The sequence below is a fragment of the Streptomyces sp. NBC_01077 genome, from assembly GCF_045162855.1.
In the GTDB taxonomy this organism is placed as follows: domain Bacteria; phylum Actinomycetota; class Actinomycetes; order Streptomycetales; family Streptomycetaceae; genus Streptomyces.
In genome coordinates, this window is record NZ_CP108669.1 from 9,295,963 (window position 1) to 9,314,645 (window position 18,683).

Genomic DNA, 18,683 nt, shown 5'->3' on the forward strand with positions numbered 1-18,683 from the left:
AGGACACAGCCCCTCCGAAGGACAGTCACTCCTTGGTGCCGACGATGCCGAGCACCGCGTGCAGGGTCGGCTCGACGCGCAGCCGAGTGCCGTCCCTGTCCAGGGCCTGGAGGGTCACCAGGCAGGTGATGGCCCAGCGGGCGTCCTCGGGCGAGAGGCCCGCGAGTTCGGCCGCGGTCGCGCAGTCGGCTTCAGGGTTCCAATCTGTGCCGAGTTCCGCCACGACGGCTTCGTAGGCGCGCCTGACGAGTTCGTCCTCACCGTCCACGGGGGCCAGGGACGGCTGCGCCAGGCCCACGGCTTCGATGAACTCCTGGGCGTTCTCTTTGCGGGCCAGCCATTTGCCCAGTTCTTCCAGGGCCTGGTCCTGATCCCGGTGCCGGTCGCGCAGGGCCAGGACCTTGTCCAGCAGGAGCGGCCAGCCTCCGGTGAGGGAGGCCAGCCTGGTGAGCCGCTCCTCCGTCTCGTATGCGCTGTGCTGCTGTGCCCAGTCCCTCAGTCCGCGCCGGTCGTAGCGGCGCAGGACGACGGCCGTGTCGCCTTCTCCGGTGGCTTCCCCTGCATCGGTGAGGAGGTCACGCCAGAAGCTGAGCTGTTCGGGGCTGGACACCAGTACCACCGACCGGGTCGCCTCGGATTCGGTGGGGAGTGTCGTCCTGGCGAGTTCCAGGGACTGCCGACAGGACTTGTCGCTCCCCTGCGCGAGGTCGCTGATGAGCAGGCGTCGTTCTCCCCTCCGGCCAGCCGCGAGCTGCTTGCGGTAAGTGTTGGCGTTGCCGATCGGCGGGAGGGTCCAGCCGGCCACCCGGCCCGTCGCGTCCCGTAGTGTGCGCTCCACGTCCCTGATACCCGTCGCGTGGGTACCGAGGACGACGCGGACCTGGTTGCCCCGCTCGCCGAGCAGGTAGTCGATCTGATTGATCGTCAAGGGTGCGGAGCGCTGCCCGCCGTCGAGGTCGGGGCGGCTCTCCAGGACGACGGCCTCCTCAAGCCGGTACTCCCGCTCGGCGCCGAGGAGCCGCGCCTCGATCTCCTGTGCGGTGCCGATCATGCGCAGGGCGTTGGGGCCGCGCAGGTGCCAGCCCTGTCCGTCGTGGTTGGGTGCGAGAACTCCGAGCCCCACCATTTCCTGCAGATAGGCCCTGAAGCCCTCGCTGTCCAGTTGGTTGAAGCCCTGCGGCCACCAGCCGGCGCACTCGTCGCGCAGTTCCCTGTCGCTGAGCCGCGTCTCCAGCCCGTTGTCGCGGGCGTGTTGGGCGAGGACGTTGGCCACGACGTTGTAGCGGTCGTCGAGGGCGAGGGTGTCCTTGAAGGCCGCGGTGATGTCGGAGCGCAGCGACGCGTCCTGCTCCACGGCGTCCACGTCGCCCGCCTCGATCGTGTAGGGCGGAGGGAGTATGGGCTGCCGTGCTCGCTTGGTCTGCATGACCTGCACCATCCGACTGCCGAAGATCTGCAGCAGGAATGGCTGGTACGAGCAGAATCCCAGGACACGGTTGACGAGGTCGACGTCCTCGAACTCGAAGCCCAGCGCCCGCATGGGCTGGACGATCAGATCGGCGGCGAACTGCGGCGTGAGTGGTCCGACAACGGTCGGTGTTTGGGCGAGGTGGCTGAAGGGTCCGTTCCGGGCGAGTCGGGTGAAGCGCTGTACGGAGTGCAGACCGGCGAAGACCACCTTCGCGCGGCCCCGCGAGGTGTCCCCGAGGCCGCGCAGACGACGCGTCTCGGTGCACTCGGGCACATCGGCTTCGAAGAAGCGGTCGCACTCGTCGAGGAGGATGAGCAGGCGCCGGTCGGAGTCCTCCTCCAGCCAGGCGGCGATGCCGTCCGAGACTCGCTGCCACGGTTCCGGCTGCACTCCCTTACGGCGGGGCTCCTCCAGGACACCTGCCTTGGTCAGTTCCTGGTCCAGCGTCGTCCAGATCGCCGCCGCTCCGAGTGCGGTGCCCTTGCCGATGCCGATCTTGTCGAGGTTGAGGTAGAGCTTGCGGTGCGAACCCGGGTTCTGACCCACAAACCGGTCGCCCGCGTCGGCGAGCAACGCCGACTTTCCGAGGCCACGGCCTCCGTAGATGATCTGCGTCCCGGCAGGGTCGATGATGTTCTTGCGCTCGCGGTCGCGTCCGTAGAACATTTCGCGGCCGATCTGGCCCCGCTTCTCCTTAATGTACGGGTTCACCCCCGAGAAGGGCAGGAGGGTCTCGGTGGCGGCGTCGACCCGCCGGTTGCCGTGCGCGGTGAGATAGGCCAGGGCCGCGTCGTCCACGACGAGGATGGGCTTCCCTCCTTGCGACGCGGCGGCGAGCTCGGCGCGGGTCCGGCTGTCGATCGTGCCGAAGTGGACGACGAGCAGGCTGCTTTCGTCGGGGTCCTGGCCGATACGGCTGAGGAGCAGTTTCGCCGCCGGTCGTCCCCAGATGAGGAGGGCGCGCAGCTTGTTGCCCCGGTCCTTGATCTGTGAGCCGAAAGCGGGCGCCCAGGCCCTGCCGGTGACCTCCGTCTCGGTGAGTTCGAAGAAGCGGTAGTCGGCGCCGTATCTCAGACCGTGCAAGGGCAGGGCCTTCCTCGCCTCGAAGCCGAGGAGGGACAGGGCGGGATTCAGGTCGACCCGGGGGTTGATGTTGACCCGATCACGGGTCGTGGCCAGCTTGGCCCAGCGTTCGAGGGCGCCCGCGGCCCGTTCGGCCGCGCCTTCGGACAGGGACGAGTAGTCCAGCACGACTGACTCGCCGAGCCGTCGGCGCGATTGGACGGCCTCGATCAGTTCGGGGGTGATGCCGCTGGCCAGGGCATCCGGTACGGCGGGGAAGAACCTCTCCAGGTGCGAGTCCTCGTCCCTGATCTCCGGGACCGATTCGCCGAGTTCGAGGAAGTAGACCAGTTCGGCGGCGGTCGCCAGGGTGCCGTCGGCCAGGTTGTGCAGGACGCGCCTGCGGTCGTCCTCGCTGACTTCGGGCAGGGCGGCGAGCCGCGCTTGGAGTCTGTTCGCGGCCTCCTCGCGGTGGTGCGGGATCAGCTCGGCCACCCGGTCCAGATTGCGGCGGATGACGGACAGCTCTCGCGGTTCCCCGCTCGCCGTGTGCGGCGCGGAGTCCGCGAGGAGCTCCTGGAGGTTGACGTCCTGCTCGTCGGTGAGGGCCGCGTCCGCCTGAGCGCGGCGCAGTTCCGCCCCGAGCTCGCGCGCCTTGTCGGCGAGCGCGTCGTGGCGCTCCCGCTCCGCCCGCGTGAGGCGAGTGACTCGATCCGCGGACGTGTCCAGGGTGTGGCCCGCGGGCAGGACCTTCCGTTCGGCTAGGTTCAAGATCGTCCGTATGGCGGCGAAACCGTCTCGCATGGTCTGGAAACCGATGGCCTCGTCCCATGTCCGGTCCACGGCCGCGATCAGAGCGGCCACGGTGGGGTCGGCGCCTGGCCAGTCCGGCATCTTGCACAGCTCGACGTCCAGCAGTTCCGCGACGTCGACCTCGCCGCCGTACCGCGCCGGGGGCGTGGCCGACTCGAGTTCGTCGAGGACCTCGGTGAGCATGTCCTCGGAGGCGATGGCGGTGGCCTTGCCCACGGCCCGTGACCGCTGGCCGGCAGTCGCCAGGTCGCCCATGACTCCCTTGCGGAGCCCGAGGAGGGACAGCCTCAGACCGGCCACCGAGTCGGCGGCCCACGCCGTCTCCTCGGACGGGACGTTTCCCAGCTCGCGCTGGATCGTGCGCCATTCCCACACCGCGGCGCGCACCCGCTTGAGGAGTTGGCGCACGTTGTTGCGCCCGGCCCCGTGGATGGCGCGCCCGCCGGTGCCGCGGAATTCGGCATCCATCCGGTCGATCTCGTCCTCGATACGCGCGCTCCGGTCCAGCCGGTCCAACAGCGCGTCGGCGAGGTCGGCGGCGCCGGCGGAACCGTCGACGATGGCCGCCAGCACCCTGCCCAGCGAGCCGGTGGGCAAAAGCCACGTCTTGACCATCTGGGACGCGCGCTGGAACTGCATCCGGGGTGCCACCATCAGGTTGCGGCAGGTGTCGATCGCGTTCTGGAGGCGGATCTCGGTCTGGGAGGCGTCGGCGACGATGGTGTGCAGCGGTGCCAGGATCAGCGCGCTGTTCAGAGTGCGCTCGGCCACCTCCGTGGCCACCTTCTGGAGGTTGTCGGGCAGGTGCTGGGAGAGCGCTTTGAGCTGAGCGCCGACGACCGGTGACCCGGTCACCAGCGCCGCCTTCACGAGGACGGGAAGCAGGAGCAGTTCCAGTCCGCCTGCCGCGGCTCCCTCTTGGGAGTCCCATGTGCGCAGAGCGTCCTCGACGAACAGCGCGGCCCCGTCGGAGCGGGGGTTCAGCAGCGCCGAAGCTGCGGACAGCCGCAGCACCGCGGCCTCCGCCTGGGGCCGACCCGCCGTGGCCGAGAGGTGGGCGGCGAGCCCGAAGCGTTTCTCGGCGATGAGACGTGCGAGGATCGGGTCGATGTCCTCCCGCGGGCCGCCTTCGCCGCCCTCCGGGAGCGGCCCGACGTCGGCGGTCCCTTCGGCCGCGACTGCTTTGATGCCGGTGCCGACGGACTTGGCTGTGCTGGTGAGCGACGCCGTCTTGAGCGGGTCGGCCATGTGCCAATCGGATCGGGCGGCCGACGAGACGGGTTCCGCCGTTCCACCGGATTCGGCTTCTTCAGCGACGGGGACCGGCACGTCGTCCGTCGGCTGCCCGGAGCGGTCGGCAGGCGTGTCGGGGACGACCTCTCGGACCGCGGACTCAGGCTGCTCCTGTCCCTCCTCCGGTACGTCGCCGGCCGGCGCGGCCACCACACGCGCCGTGGTGTCCTGCTCCGACGGAGGTGCCATCGTGATCTGCTCGTGCAGGACGGCGGCCACGGCGTACGGAGGGTGCGCTAGCGAGAGCTGCTGTTGGACCTCGACGAGTGTCTGCTGGGGAACCTCGGCGTCGCTGACCTCGACGAGACGTACCAGCAGCGTGAGGAAGTGGGCGCATGCCTCGTCCTGCTCCTCCCACTGCCGCACGGCGAGGAGCTTCTCGGCCCGCTGCCTGGCATCCGCGATCACGCCCGCCACCGCACTGTCCGGCGGGCAGCGGAGACTGAGCACGCTTGCCACGGCCCGACGGGTGAGTTCGTCCTTCTCGTCGCGGTGAACGGTCGTGCGGTAGGCCTCGATCGCGACGCCGATGGCGTCGAGGCGATCGACGGTCTCCGCGAGACCGGATCCCGCGAACACCGTCCGGGCACGGGCGAACGCGACCCCGACGGCGGTGAGGGCCTCCAGATCGGATGCTGCCGGCGGACATTCCTCCTCCAGCGCGAGCCGCACGCGGCCGACGGCGGCTCTCGCCTCGCCGAAGACACCCGTCAATTCCTCCTGAAGGGCGTCGAGTGTCCGCAGTGTGGTCTGTGGCACGGCTGGCTCCACCCTGGTCCGTTCCTCTTCCGCGTCGTCGTGGGCCTGATGCCGCGGAGCGGCGGTCGTGGCCCCTCGGCCCGCTGTCCGCTGCTCCCCGTCAACGATTCCGGCGTCCTTGCCCGCACTGACTGTCTCGGCCCCGAACGCCTGGCGGGGCCGAAAGTCCGGTACCGAATCGATGACGTCCTGAGCGGCGGTGCGGACCGCCTCGCGGGTGGCGTCGTCAGCCTCGACGCCGTACCAGCCGTGCTCGGCCGCCCGAACGAGGAGATGCGCGTCGAAGGCCGACGCTTTGACCCGGCAGAAGAACGCGAGGCGGACGAGTCGTGTGCCCCATCGGTCGGCGGGGCTGTTGGTGCCGCGCTCCGGCAGGTCCATGACGTCGTCAAGGATGTCGTTCACGATGCGGCCGGTGAGATGCAAGGCGGTGTGACGCCGCTCGTCGGCCCGTTCTAGCCGCTGGATCCGTCGCAGCACCTGTTCGCTCAGCACCTGCCCGAACCGGCGCGGAACGACCCGCCGGAACCCGAGCCTCTGCATGATCGCCTGACGGTCCTGGATGGTGAGGGCATTGAGAGCCAGTCCCGTTTCCTCGACGGTGAGTTCCGCGAGGGCGGTGTTCACGACCGGCCCGAGCTCCACCAGGACGGAACTCAGCTCCTGGAGCGGTTCGACGGGCACGCCCCGTGGCGAGAACGGTGGATCTGTGACCACCGGATAGGTAAGGGTCATTCGGTGTCCGACTTCTCGTATCGATTTGCTGAGTGGTGACTTGCGGTGAGCGGAGCATGGGCCGCCCGGCCCGGTGAGGCCCGAACCGAGTGGCCGGCTATGGCGGGTAGCCGTCCGTCAGCGCCTACGGACGTGAGAGGTGACGAAGGTGTAGCCACGGGGCAGTTCCCATCCGTCGGCCTTTCCGACGCGGCGGCAGCTCGCGCGGTAGGCGGCGCGCTGGGCATCGCTCGGTTCCCGACCCTGGGGCAGTCTTCGCAGGAAGCCGTGGACCACGTACTCGATGCCCATGCCCTGGGGAAGGCCGCCGCCTCCCGAGGCCGGTCGCGGTACGACGACAGGGGCGGGCGCGTAGCCCACGAGAAGGATGAGGGGTTCGCCATCGCGCGGGGGATGATGGGGTTCACCGTTCGCGCCGCGACTGCCGGCGTCGGTGTAGAGGAGTCCTTCGGTGATCAGGTCCGCCAGGGCCCGCTCCACCGCGGTGACTTGGTCGGGCGCGGGTGAGGTGTCATAGATGGCCCGGGGGAGTGCGTCCCGGTCCAGGAGGGCGTGGCCGTCGTCGGTGAGCCGGCCAAAGCGCCGTACGGCGCGCAGCACCAGTTGTTTGTCGTCGAGCCCGGAGGGTGAGTCGCTGTCGCGGGCGCTGCCCGGAGCACCGTCGCGGGTCATCACCTGCGGGTCGTACCGGTGGGTGAAGAGCTGGCCGTCGATGTCGACGGGCTCCTCCAGTTCGACGGTGGACAGCCGGAGGGCGGCGCCGCCGCGCGGCCACTGAAGGTACAGGCGGAGTCCGGGGAAGAAGTCGATGGGCCACTGGACGCCTCGGAGCATCCCGCTCGCGTCGGAGACGTCCAGCGTGACCTGTTGCACTTCCTCGGACGGGTCGATCTCGACGCCGTCGTGGCGGATCTCCAGTCGCACGGTGACAGGGGCCGAACCGGGATACGCCAGTGCGTCCCGGGCCATCCGGCTCAGCGGCAGCCTGTCCTCCATCAGGTGGGCCAGGCGCAACGGCTGCTGCCAGCAGATTTCGCTGTCGTTGACCCGGAGGTAGTTCGTGAGGCCGATGTCCTCCTGGTCGGTGACGGGGGCGTCGACCAGCGGAGCGTCGACGAGGGGCACGTCGGCGGGCGGTATGTCGGCGGTCGGGACCTCGGAGGGTTCCTCGTTCTCATGGGTGGTCCGCGCGGGAGCTTCGACGGTGCGCGGCGCGGGTGGGTCGATCGTGTCGCGCCAGCCACGTCCCGCAGGAACCAGGGGGTCGCTGCCGTCCACGTCCTCCGCACCGGGGTGGCGGGAGCGCCAGATGCCGCCGTTCTCGAAGCTGTCGTCCAGGGTGATCCGCACGTCGCTACCGGTGAGCAGACCGTCGTCGGTGTCGCTGCGGAGGAAGTCCGTCACCGCGATGTTGGCCCGGCAGACCGAAACGGCGTACTCCGTGCCCGTGATCAAGGTTTCGACGCCCGTCATGCCCCGCAGCCAGGGGGAGATCGCCGTGTACGCGGTACGCGGGCCGCCCAGGCCGTGCCGCCGACGGGTGCTGGGGGCGGCCGCCTGCTCGAGGGAACCGGCGAGGGCGCCCAGGTCCGCGCTGCCCAGTGGTCCGTCCTGGCGCAGTCCGGCCCCGACGCGGGCGCGGCTCAGCGCGTAGGGGCCCCAGCTGCGCAGGCCGTCGGCCGTCCGCAGCGCGTGGTCGATCACGTCCAGCAAGCCGGTGAGGGCGGACCGCAGTCGTTCCTCGTCGCCGCCGTCGGCGAGGTGGGCGACGGACGCGGGGACGAGAGGGCTGAGGAGCCAGTCCCTCTGGTGGGCCAGGAGGTAGTCCACGAAGGTCGTCGTGTCGTCACGCATGGCCTCCCGCTGGGGGGCGTAGCTCGCGTCAACCATGACGTGGCCGTTCTCGTCGAGCCACTTCCCCCTGCTTCGCAGTCTCTTGAGCTTCGTGTCGTCGAGCTCGAGCGCGGGGCCGAAGGCGGTGAAATCGGGCACGAGTAGCTCTCTGCGGACGGGGGAGCCCGTCTGCTGCTCCCCGGGGCCCTGAGCGGTAGCCGGCGCGCCGGACACCCAGGCCGGCACCTCGCCGTCCTCCCGGATCGCGGGATGGCGGCCCTCCTTGTAGACGATCTCGGCGTACAGTGGGTCAGAGCCCGTGTGGATCCGCACGAGCGCGCCGACGGGCCGGGCCGTCCCCTCGTCCCCCAGGGTGAGGACGGGGAAGTCGTCGAGGCCGAATGGGCCGTTTCCATAGCCCTCTCCACCCGTTGCGTAGCCGAAGTACGCGGCATTGAAGGCGACCGCCGTATGGACCGGGCAGCCGCGAGCGGCGACTACCGCCTCCAAGTAGCGGCGAAGCCGGGCCACTTCCATCGCCGGTGTAGTCCGGTGTCCGGTGACCATTGCCGAAGTGAGCACCGGGCGGTCCACGTAGGGCCGCCAGATGCTCGTACCGTCCGTTGCCGTCACGCCCCTGCCTCCTCCCTCGCGCTGGAGCCCGGCGCTTGGCGTGCCGGGCGGATCGCGCGCCAGAGGCCGTCCGGCCCCTCGGCGGCGACTCCACTCCCGGCCAGTCGCGTCAGGCCCTCGCCGACCGAGGCGTAGGGGAGGTCGGCACGGCCTCCGAAGTGACGGCTTTCCCGTAGGACTCTGGGCAGGGGAATCATCTTGTGCTGCCTCGGGTTGTAGGAGGACTCGTCGCCGCGCAGCGCGTGCCAGAGTCGGCGGGGATGCGCCCCCGACGGCTGAAGCTGCAGCAAGCGATGGATCTGGATGTCGATGCGCCGCTCGCGCAGTGCCGTGTCGGTACGGCTGCCGCCGCGGGGGCTGTAGAAGGCGTCCGCGACGGCGGGACGCCGTTCGTCGACCGGATGGTCGCCGGCGTTCCAACAGGCGGAGCAGCGACAGGCGGCGGTCGCGCAGCAGCCTTCGGGGATGTCGCCGACTCCGAAGTAGTCCCCGAAGGCCCGCTGGGCGCACACCGTGGTCGCGTCGAAGAAGCGCCCCAGTTCGGCCAGCTCCGCCGCGGCCCGGCTGCCGCGCCGTCGCAGCAGCGGGAGATAGCCGTCGGGGAGGGTGTCCGTGAGCACGGTGAGACCGGTGACCAGACGCCGACTCGGCGCCGCGGAGACGTCAAGCAGCCCACGGTCGTGGAGGTCGGCGAGGAGTTCCCAGGTCGCGGCGGGGCCCTCGGCGACGGACCGGTAGTCGGGGCAGCGGGCGGCGAGTTCCCGGTCGAGCGCTTGGACGTCCACCTTGCCCGGGGTGTCCCAAGACAGGGCGATGTCCACGACGGCCCGCTCGATCCGTACGGGATCGCTCGGGCCTTTGTTGGGCTGGTCCGCCGCACGCGGCGCCGGCCCGAGGTCGCCCGGTTTGATGGCGCAGTACGGCGGATGGTCGCCGAGGTCCTCGACCGCCGCGAGGTCGGCGAGGGCGCTGAAGGCGCGCATGACGCCGCCGCGGTAGCGGTCCTGAACGTACCGGTCCTCCAGGTCCGCTTCGGTCAGCTCACCGGTGGCGGCATCGTCGGCCATGAGGGTCTCGGCCAGCCGCACCGGGTCGAGCGTCCCGCCGCGCTGGGCGAGGACGATGTGGCCCGTGCGCCGGAGCAGGGAGGGCGGTAGCTCCTGGCCGGTCATGAAGCGGACCATGCGCATGCCCCGGCTCGTGGCGAGGGCGAGGCCGCTGTTGACGGGGGCGGGGGAGCCCGGGTCCCTGCGCCCGGCGTCACGGCCCGCCCGGCCGATCTGCTGGTACAGCGCGGCCAGGTCGGTGGGCGGGGACACACATCACGGTGCGGACGTCGGGCCTGTCGATGCCGAGACCGAAGGCGGATGTGGCGACGATGACCAGGGGGCGGAACCCATCGTCGTCCTCGCCTGGGGCTTCACGGAACTCGTTCATCACGGCCGCCTTCTCGGCCTCCGTGAGCCGACCGTGGAACCGCAGGACGTGGGCGCCGGCGTTGCCGACGTACTCGCGGAGGTGCGTGTAGAGGGTGTTTACCTCCTTGACGGTGAGGCAGTAGAGGATCGCGTGGCCTTCCAAGGCATCGACGACCCGCTCGGTCAGGCCCGCTACGCCGCCCTGACCTGGTCGGGTTAGGGAACGGCGGAAGACCGCGAGCTCGGGCCGGACGGGGTTCTCGCGGACGGTCAGGAGACCGCCCACGACGCAGGGCTGATCCGCTTCGGCGGCCGCGCGGGCCGAACCGCGCGCGGGCACCTCCGCGGGCAGGGCGAACAACCCTTCGCGCAGTGCCTCGTGAACGGCCCTGTTAGCGGTCGCCGTCACCGCAGTGACGGCCACCCCGTGGTCGCGGCGCAACTCGTCCAGGAACCGGCTGACCCGGCGCATGCTGGGCCGGAAATCCTCCCACTGGGCCAGCGTGTGCGCCTCGTCGACGGCGATCCTTGTCACCCGGCCGGCCGCCGAGGCCGCGCGCACGATCTCGCGGAAGCGCCGCTGGCACAGGCGTTCCGGGCTCACGTATACCAGGCGGATCCCGTGGTCGGCGCGGCCCAGGAGCTGGTCGGCGACCTCGGTCTTGCCGGCTCGGCTGCTGGACTCCCGCAGCGGGGAGATGAGCGCGCGGACCGCTCCGCCGATGGTCCGGTTGAGTTCGAGGGCCTGGTCGTGCATGAGCGCCACCAGCGGGCTGACGACCACGGTCACCCCGGGCAGGACAAGCGCGGGCAGCTGGAACGTGAAGCTCTTGCCGAAGCCGGTGGGCAGCAGACCGAGGACGTTGCGCCCCTCGGCCACGGCGCTGATGACGGCCCGCTGCGCGGGCTTTAGAAGGACGGGCTCGTCGGAGAGCCGCAGCAAACCACCGATCCGCGCACAGCGCTCCAGCACCTCTTCGGCGAGCAGGCCCTTCTCACGCAGCGCGTCGGCGTCGTCGGCGCTCAGCTCGAGCGCGCGGATGCGTCGGGTGTGCGGGAGGAGCGTGTGCCGCTCGAGTGCCGGGCCGGTGCACAGCTCAGCGGCCCGCGCCGGGTCCAGGACCCCGTGCGCTGCCATGAACTCCCAGATACGACGCCAGCCTTCGGCCATGGTGGTGACATTGCCACCGCACGCCTCGCCGTTCTCGGGGTCGGGGCGCTGCAAGCCCTCGTCCAGGCTCCCGAGGAAGGCCCGCCGGTAGGAACGGCGCAGACTGCTCTGCCCACCGAGCTTGCGATCGCTGATGATCACGACTCCACGGTGCCGGTCGGAGCGGATGAGCCGGCCGACCGCCTGCCGAAGCTGAAGAGCGGCGAGCGGCAGGTAGTAGTGCTCGGTGGCGGCACCCTCGGGATCGGGATGCCCCGCCTGCGCCGCCCGCTCGGCGACGGCCGCGCGCCGGGCTTCGACGATCGGTGCGGCGAACGGCGCGAAGGGCAGCTTGTTGACCCAGACGAGGCTGAGGCGCCGATGGTCGGAGACGTCGATGCCTTGCCAGAGCCCCTTGGTGCCGACGAGAAATCCGCCACCGTCCCGCCGGTCGGTGAACGCCTGGTAGGCGCGGCCGTTGCCGAGGGTGAGCGCCTCGACGACCGGCGTGTCCAGGCCGCGCGAGCGCAGTTCCTCCACGAGGTGGGAGCCGATGCCGGCGGCAGTCGAACGCGCGGTGGTGAGGATCATGCCGCCACCGTCGAAGCCGTGTCGGTCAGGGCGTGCCCGGGTGACCTCGGCGGCGAATCTGGCCACCTGATGCGCCACGGAACGCAGCGCGCCCTCCTCCTGCTCGGCCCAGGACGGGAAGTCGGAGAAGCACACCACCTCAGCCTGGGTGCTCAGGTCGAACGGCGAGGGCAGAGCGATCACCGGCAGGTCCCACGGGAGCCCCAGCCGGCCGAGGACGAAGTCCCATCCCCCTGCCACGCGAAGGGTCGCGGAGACGTAATGGACGCGTTCGAACGACTCCAGGTAGCGCCGCCACTCCGGGTCCGCCGGCAGATCGACAGGGCTGGTGGCAATACGGAAGCGATACGAGCGCAGCTCCGCCTTCGGCTCCCCCAGCTCCTCCAGATGGACGACGCGGGAGGGGAGCTCCTCATCCAGCGTGCGGGCGGGGTTGAGGAAGTCACCGAGGTCCGACGTGATCCGGCCGAGGGCCGTGGTGAGAGTGTCGGTGTGCAGGGCGAGCGCGTCGAGGCGTTCGCGGACCAGCGGGTCCAGGTGGGCGGTGTTCTGGGCGACGTACCGCTCCAGGGCGATGCGACAGCTCACGAGTTCCTTGGCGATGCGCTCCAGAAAGAGCGAAATCCGTCGGGTGTCCCGGGTGCCCGAGGTGCCGGTGTGGGGGCCGGCGAGCGTGGTCGTCCGGCTTCCGATCCGTACGCCCACACCCTTGGCGCGGGCGTCGAACGCCAGGGCCGCGAGCTTGGGAAGCCGTTCGTCGTCGAGCAGCCGCTCCAATTCCGCCGTCACGGCCAGGCCCCGGTCCCGCTCCGGGCCGGGACGCGCCTCAGCCACCCAGGCGAGGTGCTCGGCCAGTGCCTCCTCGAAGTCCTGGTAGTCGACGGCGACGGTCAGCGCGGTGGTGGCGGCGTTCTCCAACTCGTGCGCCTCGTCCAGGAGGAGGAGGACGTTCGGGCCGGCGGCCCGCAGATCGTCCAGGTGGGAGAGGACCAGGGCGTGGTTGGCCAGGACGAGGCGGTGGCCGCCGATCGCCTCCCGGACCGTGTCCGTGTGCGCGGTCAGGGGATTGCCAGCCGCGGGGCCGTAGTCGCCGTCGCGCTGGGACAGCGACTCCAGCCAGAAGGGGAGCGCGGGCCCCATGTAGTCCGCGCAGAAGGCGGGCAGATCCACCGGGTCGACGGACCTCGCCGTCCAGGACCGCGGGGCCTCCTTGGACGCGATCAGCCGCAGGGCGAGAAGGACCGCGAGCTCGCGCAAGCGCGGCGCAGGGGCCTGGCCCCGGCGCGGGCTCTGGGACCCACGCGCACGCGTGGCGTCGGACAGCGCCTTGGTGAGGGCGGCGAGGGAGAGCCGGTTGGACCGTCCCTTGACCAGGTCGGTGACACCCAGGACCCCGGGCAGCGCCCGCTCCAGATCTTGAACGTCCATCGCCATCTGGCTCTGCAACTGCTTGGTGTAGGTGGCGATGACCGCCGTGCGGTCGTCGCCACCGGCGAGCCAGTCCAGTGCCGCGGCCAGCACCGCGTAGCTCTTGCCGGTTCCGGTAGGAGCCTCCAGTAGGCCGCTGACACCGTCGTCGGTCCACTGATGCAGCGTGGCCGTCATGCGCTGCTGCGCGGGGCGGGGTTCGACATGGGAGCCGTGCACGACGCGAGCCAGAGCGGTCGGGTCGACCCTGCCGTCAGGCCCCCGGAGCGCGGCCGGGACGAGGACGGCGCTCCGGCCGGGCATCCGGCCGTCCCTGTTCCGCCGCGGCGGATGCTGCGCGACCTCCGCACCCAGGAGGCGGGCCACGTCCGCCTGCTCCCAGCCCCGTGGTTCCCGCTCTGCGGCCCGTTCCCCCTCGGTCAGCTCCCGCAGGAGACGCCATGTGTCGGAGTCGGGACAGGTATCGGCGACGAGAGCGCGCAGCTCCGGTGCCTTCTCCGCGAACTCGGCCGCCGCCCGCTCCACGAGGCGGACGAGAAGGGCGGCGTCACCGGCCGCCGTGTGCGCCCGCGGCGGCCTAGTCTCCTGAGGACCAGGCGCCGGGGCCAGGTCCTGGAGCCGGTGGGAGGGAGCCGTCGGCCACATCGCATGGGCGAGGTACAAGGTGTCGACGAACCGCACGGCGGCGAGCGGATTCTCCGCCCCGGCATCCGCGGCCGCCTCACTGACGACAGGGAAGTCCAGCACCGTGCCGTTGTGCGCCACGACGACATCCGCGCCCGCGAGGACGTCACGCAACTCCGTCCACGCCTGACGCGCGGGAACACCCCGTTCGAGCACCGCGTCCCGTACGGCACCGTCGAGCAGTTCCTCGCCGTCGCCCGCAAACCTGAGGTACCGCTGCCAGCGCGGACCCGCCGCGACCCATTCCCGATCCGCGCCGAACCTGACTGCCGCCACGTCGTAGACGTTACGCCGGACGTAGGGCGCGACGGCGGTGGTGCGCACGACGCTCTCGATGTCGAGCGTGACGGCCCTGAGAACGCCTCTTCCTGAGGAGCCCCCGCCCTCGGAGTCCGTCAGGTCGCAGACCTTCGTCCCCTCGGTCGGCAGCCTTCTGGCGTCCGCCGGGGCCCTGTCAGCGGGCGATTCCTTTGGGCTGGCGACGGTCAGGAAACGGTCCCCGTCCACCCGCAAGAGACCTCCGGCGACGGCTTCGGCGATCAGCTTCGCGAGCCGCGGCTCAGTCAGTCTCGGGAACCGCAGGGTTGCCCTCGCCAGGAGATCCCGGCGCGAGACGCCGGGCGGCAACTCCGGTACCAGCTCAACGATGTGTCGCGCCGCCGCGGAAACCGCTTGCGCCCCTCCCACGAGTGCTCCCCTCCGCGAGATTCCCGGCCGGCGCTCCACCAGTGCGCGCGTCAGGAACCCGCCCCCTCCCCAAGGCGTAGGGGGCACATGCCCCCGCCACCATTTATGACACCTTCGCCTGACAGAGTGAAACCCTTGTAGTGATCGAATCTTTGATCAATCACCCTCCGAGGCCACGAGCTGGCCCAGGCCCTCATGCCTCGGAGCCCATCCAGAGCCACACCTCGGGACCTGCCGCGCGCATCCGTCCCCTCCCGCGCTGGCCGTGGGCCCGGCGGCCGAAGCGGCCGCATCGGCCGATGGGGGAGTGGTGGCCCCCGAAGCCGTCGATACGGGGAGGGCACCCGTTGCCGTCCCGGATTCCCGGATCGACGGCGCTCTGTCGGCCCACGCGGTGGACACCGTGCCGTGGCACGACGGGGTGGCCGTCATGAGCGCGGCTTTCGACCGGTTGGACCGGGAGCAGCGAAGTGCGTTCATTCTGGGCTACTTCTGGCTGAGCAGTGGGGTCGAGGCGGTGATGGCCGATATGCGAGGTGAACTGACTCCATCGGAACGTGTCTCGCTCGCGGCCATCCTGCAGCAGGTCGCCTCCGGGCTCGTTCGTTGAGGCATGTCCGGCAATTCCTGTGGGATCAGACCCTGGTGAGGGTGTGACGGAGCCCTTGTTCTTCCCTACGGAAGAACAAGGGCTCCGTCATGTCCGGGCACCTGACCGTGGGGCCGTCACCCGCCGGGGCGTGCTTCTTTCTCCAGGTGCTGCATCACCACTTGGTGGGCGCGCCACCCGTCGGGGAACTTGGGCGGTACGTCGAGATAGACCGGGCTGCTGCGGGGGTGGCGGTCCAGGAGGTGCGCACCGGTCCCGGAGTGGACTCCATCCGGTGGGAGAGTGGGGGCACCCGCGCCGGGCGGGGGAGGCTGCTGAGCGGGCGCCACCGGGCGCGGTGGACAACACCCGCTCGGCTGCGGGGCGCGTTTCTCCTTGACCAACACCCTTTACGGGGCAGCAGTGTGCCGTCGTGAGCGAGGTGCGGGCCTGCTCGCGCGTGGCGAGGTCGCGCCTGTCTGCGGCGAGGGCCTGCTCGACGCCGGCGTCCTGGAGCTGCGCCAGGACCGGCGACGTCCTGGCCCTCCTCGTCCGCCCCAGCTGCCCGCCCCAGGGAGGTCTCCCGCCGGCTGCCGATTGCCCCGGAGACGGTCCGCGACTGACGGCGCCGGTGCCCAGCCCCGTTCCGCTATCTGGCACCAGACTCGTCAGTGCTCATCGAAGACGCCCTTGCATGGTCCTCCGTGTGCCCCGGGTGAGGCGCCGCATCAAGCCGGCGGGCCGCAGTCCCTCTTCCACGTGCAGGAGGAAGGAGACCGGCGACGCCTGAAGGATCGCGCGACGCTGTTCGCCAACCGTGTGGCGGTGAGCGACGAAGCCGAGAGCGGCTCCTGCGGCGACGACATAAGGCTGGTCCGCAGCCAACCCACCGATCGCCCCCAGCGACGCGCCGGCAAGTGCCGGGGTCTGCAGGTTCATCACGCCCAGACGCGAACCGATCTTCAACCCCTTCATCGCCGCCTTGAGCTTGTCCAGCTCACTGGCGAACCGCGCTTGATGCAGATGCTGCAGGTACGCGACGAGAATTTCGCTGCTCTCAATGCCGGCCAGCTCCTCCTGCGCCTCCTTTGAGGCGGCGAAGACCGCGTCGAGGAACGCGGAGAACTCGCTCTCGTACTTCTTCCTCAACTCGATGATCTTCGCCACCGGGATGTCGGCGATGTTCTCCGGAACCACCATCTGGACAGCCAGCTCACCCAGAACCGCCGCCGGGGGCCCCACCTCGCGCGAGACCGCCGCTCTGCGGCGCAGCAGGACCTGCTCGATACGGGATGCGTCCCACTCGCGGCCGGCCTGGTGTGCAGCAACCTGATCGGTGGTGGGAACGAGGCGTTCGCGGCGGGCAAGCTCAGTCGTCAGCGCGCACTTGTAGACCCAGGCCATCATTGGGTCCATCGTGATCCACTCACCCTGCTCTGGCGACGACAGTTGGCCATCGCGCCGGAGAGACAGGGACAGACCCTCCTCGATCAGGACCTCGCGTAGGCGCAGGGACACCTCGCGGCTATACAAGTGGGCCACGTAGCCGCCGTAATCGACCCAGCGTCCTGTGTTCGGCACGTAGCGGTTCGTGCGTCGCATGGACGGCGCGACAGGGATCGCCCTTCCGGGCTGGGGGTCTACGACATAACGGGTGCGCAGAGCCGGGGCGTGTTCGCGGATCACATTGAGGAAGGCGGCTTCCACAGCCGCGCATGCCGCGTCCGGCGCCACCGGCACGAAGAAACCGAGGCCGTCCTGCAGCGCTCTGGCGGTCCCGGTGTCCGACACCTGATAGTCCTCCGCTACCACCCGCCCCATGCGATGCCAATACAGCGCGGCTGTCTTCATCCACGCGTCGTCTTGGACATGCACGTACGGGTAGTACAACCCGATTTCCCGCATCTCGGCCCCCTCCGCCCTATCCAGCCCCAGAACCTGCTGGGCCACCCTCTCTCAGCAGGCCCTGGGGACGGAATCCTTCCGGAACGTCCGCGAAGCATCAACGCAGGTCACGCCCAATACGGTCACACCGCCGGTTCGGTGACGCCGTCCACGTCTCGACCGACACCACCACCCTGGTCTTCACCGGCACCATCACCTGCCAAGGGTCCTCGAAGCCGGCGGCGGCTTCGTCGAATTGACCCTCCCCGACGCCGACCCCGAGCAGCGCCGCGCCTTGGAGCGCTGCAAGAGCTACGGATGGGATCTGTACCGCGACGGCGCCCTCCTCTACTCCTCACCACCACTGACCCTCAGCATGACCAGGAGGACCGGCGACGGGGCCCTGGTGGTGAAGGGATCCCCCTCCTGACCTGGCCGGGAGAAAGGCTCCGCCTCCCCGGCGGCTATCTCTGGTCAAAATGCCTTGTCGAGGGATTCACCCGGTGGCAGGGTGGCTCGGTGAATATGGCACAGAACCAAAATGCCCCTGTCGTGCGTCCCATCACCGACGCCGACATCCCTACCGCGGTCGATACCCTCGCCCGCGCCTTCGCCGACTACCCCTACACGCGGCACGTGATCGCAGCGGACGATCACAAGGAGCGGATCCGGCGGTCCCAGGAACTGTGCCTGACCCGCATCGGCATGGTGTACGGCCGAGTCTGGGTCGCCGACGAAGGCCGCGCCGTGGCTGTGTGGTCCATTCCCGGCCAGGATCCCTCGCCCGCCTTCGCTGAACTCGGGCCGATGCTCGGCGAACTCAGCGGCGACCGGGCTGCCGCTTCCGCAGCCGCGGACGCGGCCATTGCCCCCCATCGGCCCCAGGAGCTGGGATGGTTCCTGGAAACCGTGGGAACCGCCCCCGAGGTCCAGGGGCAGGGCCTCGGCAGTGCGGTGCTGATTCCCGGCATCCAGGAGGCCGAGCGTGCTGGGTGTCCGGCGTTCCTGGAGACCTCCAGCGAGGCGAACGTGCGTTTCTACGAGCGCCTCGGCTTCAAGGTCACAGCCGATGTCCAGCTCCCCGACAACGGCCCCCGCACGTGGTGCATGCGCAGGGACCCGCGCTGAGAGCCTGAAATCTCACCTTCGGCCGATGCTCAGACCACCTCGTCGTCCTCGTCCATTCCGACGCATCCGGATCGCGCAGTGGGCGCAGAACGCCCGCGGTGGATCCCAGAAATCTGGAACGTCGTTCCGCCTGCCGATACCGGATCCGACCGGCGGGCGCCCGACGTCTACAGCCGGCTCTTGCCCGAGGGCGACCACCTGCCCGCAGCCACCACGTCCCCCACCTCGTGCGCCCCGCCCGACGGCACCTCGACACACGCCGGCAGCTCCGTCCCCGACCCTGACGGCGATATCTGAAGAATCGAAGATCCTCAGCAGCCCGTACATCGAAGAGGGCTGCCGGACGGTGAACTGCTCCGACGTCCCTGCCGGGACGACCGCCTACGGGGCGAACCCCGAAGCATGAGCACCCCCGGACAGCACAAGGACATGTCCGAGGGCTGCCCGGACGCCCGGAGCGACGTTGTCCGGTCGCGCCCTGACATTGGGGAGACGAGCGACTGCGGACCGCTCCTCACCAGGGCG

At 70.2% G+C, this 18,683-nt stretch carries 8 protein-coding genes; 3 read left to right on the top strand and 5 right to left on the bottom strand.

Annotated elements, in window-relative coordinates; genetic code table 11:
• Window positions 1–25 precede the first annotated feature (25 nt).
• The 4 genes from OG462_RS41690 to OG462_RS41705 all read right to left on the bottom strand — a co-directional run bounded on the left by OG462_RS41690 (window position 26) and on the right by OG462_RS41705 (window position 14,194).
• Window positions 26–6,082: a hypothetical protein gene (locus OG462_RS41690; RefSeq protein ID WP_406066210.1), complete on the bottom strand. Its 6,057-nt coding sequence runs from the start codon at window positions 6,080–6,082 to the stop codon at window positions 26–28.
• A gap of 168 nt (window positions 6,083–6,250) precedes the next feature.
• A complete protein-coding gene (locus tag OG462_RS41695) occupies window positions 6,251–8,599 on the bottom strand; it encodes a hypothetical protein (protein WP_406066212.1) in 2,349 nt (782 codons plus the stop codon).
• Window positions 8,596–9,918 carry a hypothetical protein gene (locus tag OG462_RS41700; protein ID WP_406066213.1) on the bottom strand — a complete coding sequence of 441 codons (1,323 nt, stop codon included), beginning with the start codon at window positions 9,916–9,918 and terminating at the stop codon, window positions 8,596–8,598. Before OG462_RS41700 ends, OG462_RS41695 begins: the two co-directional genes overlap by 4 nt.
• Window positions 9,860–14,194: a DEAD/DEAH box helicase gene (locus OG462_RS41705; RefSeq protein ID WP_406066214.1), complete on the bottom strand. Its 4,335-nt coding sequence runs from the start codon at window positions 14,192–14,194 to the stop codon at window positions 9,860–9,862. Before OG462_RS41705 ends, OG462_RS41700 begins: the two co-directional genes overlap by 59 nt.
• Before the next feature lie 673 nt (window positions 14,195–14,867).
• Between OG462_RS41705 and OG462_RS41710 the strand changes: the two genes are divergently transcribed.
• The gene (locus OG462_RS41710) at window positions 14,868–15,167 is read left to right on the top strand and encodes a hypothetical protein (protein ID WP_406066216.1); all 300 of its coding nucleotides are present in this window, start codon (window positions 14,868–14,870) and stop codon (window positions 15,165–15,167) included.
• Window positions 15,168–15,821: 654 nt separating this feature from the next.
• Here OG462_RS41710 and OG462_RS41715 read toward each other — a convergent pair.
• Window positions 15,822–17,051: a DUF6236 family protein gene (locus OG462_RS41715; RefSeq protein WP_406066218.1), complete on the bottom strand. Its 1,230-nt coding sequence runs from the start codon at window positions 17,049–17,051 to the stop codon at window positions 15,822–15,824.
• Window positions 17,052–17,286: 235 nt separating this feature from the next.
• Between OG462_RS41715 and OG462_RS41720 the strand changes: the two genes are divergently transcribed.
• Both OG462_RS41720 and OG462_RS41725 read left to right on the top strand, forming a co-directional pair.
• Window positions 17,287–17,460 carry a hypothetical protein gene (locus OG462_RS41720; protein ID WP_406066220.1) on the top strand — a complete coding sequence of 58 codons (174 nt, stop codon included), beginning with the start codon at window positions 17,287–17,289 and terminating at the stop codon, window positions 17,458–17,460.
• A gap of 95 nt (window positions 17,461–17,555) precedes the next feature.
• Window positions 17,556–18,158, top strand: a complete 603-nt coding sequence (locus OG462_RS41725; RefSeq protein ID WP_406066222.1) for a GNAT family N-acetyltransferase — start codon at window positions 17,556–17,558, stop codon at window positions 18,156–18,158.
• Window positions 18,159–18,683 lie beyond the last annotated feature (525 nt).

What these genes read in the sequence shown, in the direction of transcription:
- OG462_RS41725 (WP_406066222.1), top strand. Translation starts at nt 17,556, where the DNA reads ATGGCACAGAACCAAAATGCCCCTGTCGTGCGTCCCATCACCGACGCC.
- OG462_RS41715 (WP_406066218.1), bottom strand. Translation starts at nt 17,051, where the DNA reads ATGCGGGAAATCGGGTTGTACTACCCGTACGTGCATGTCCAAGACGAC.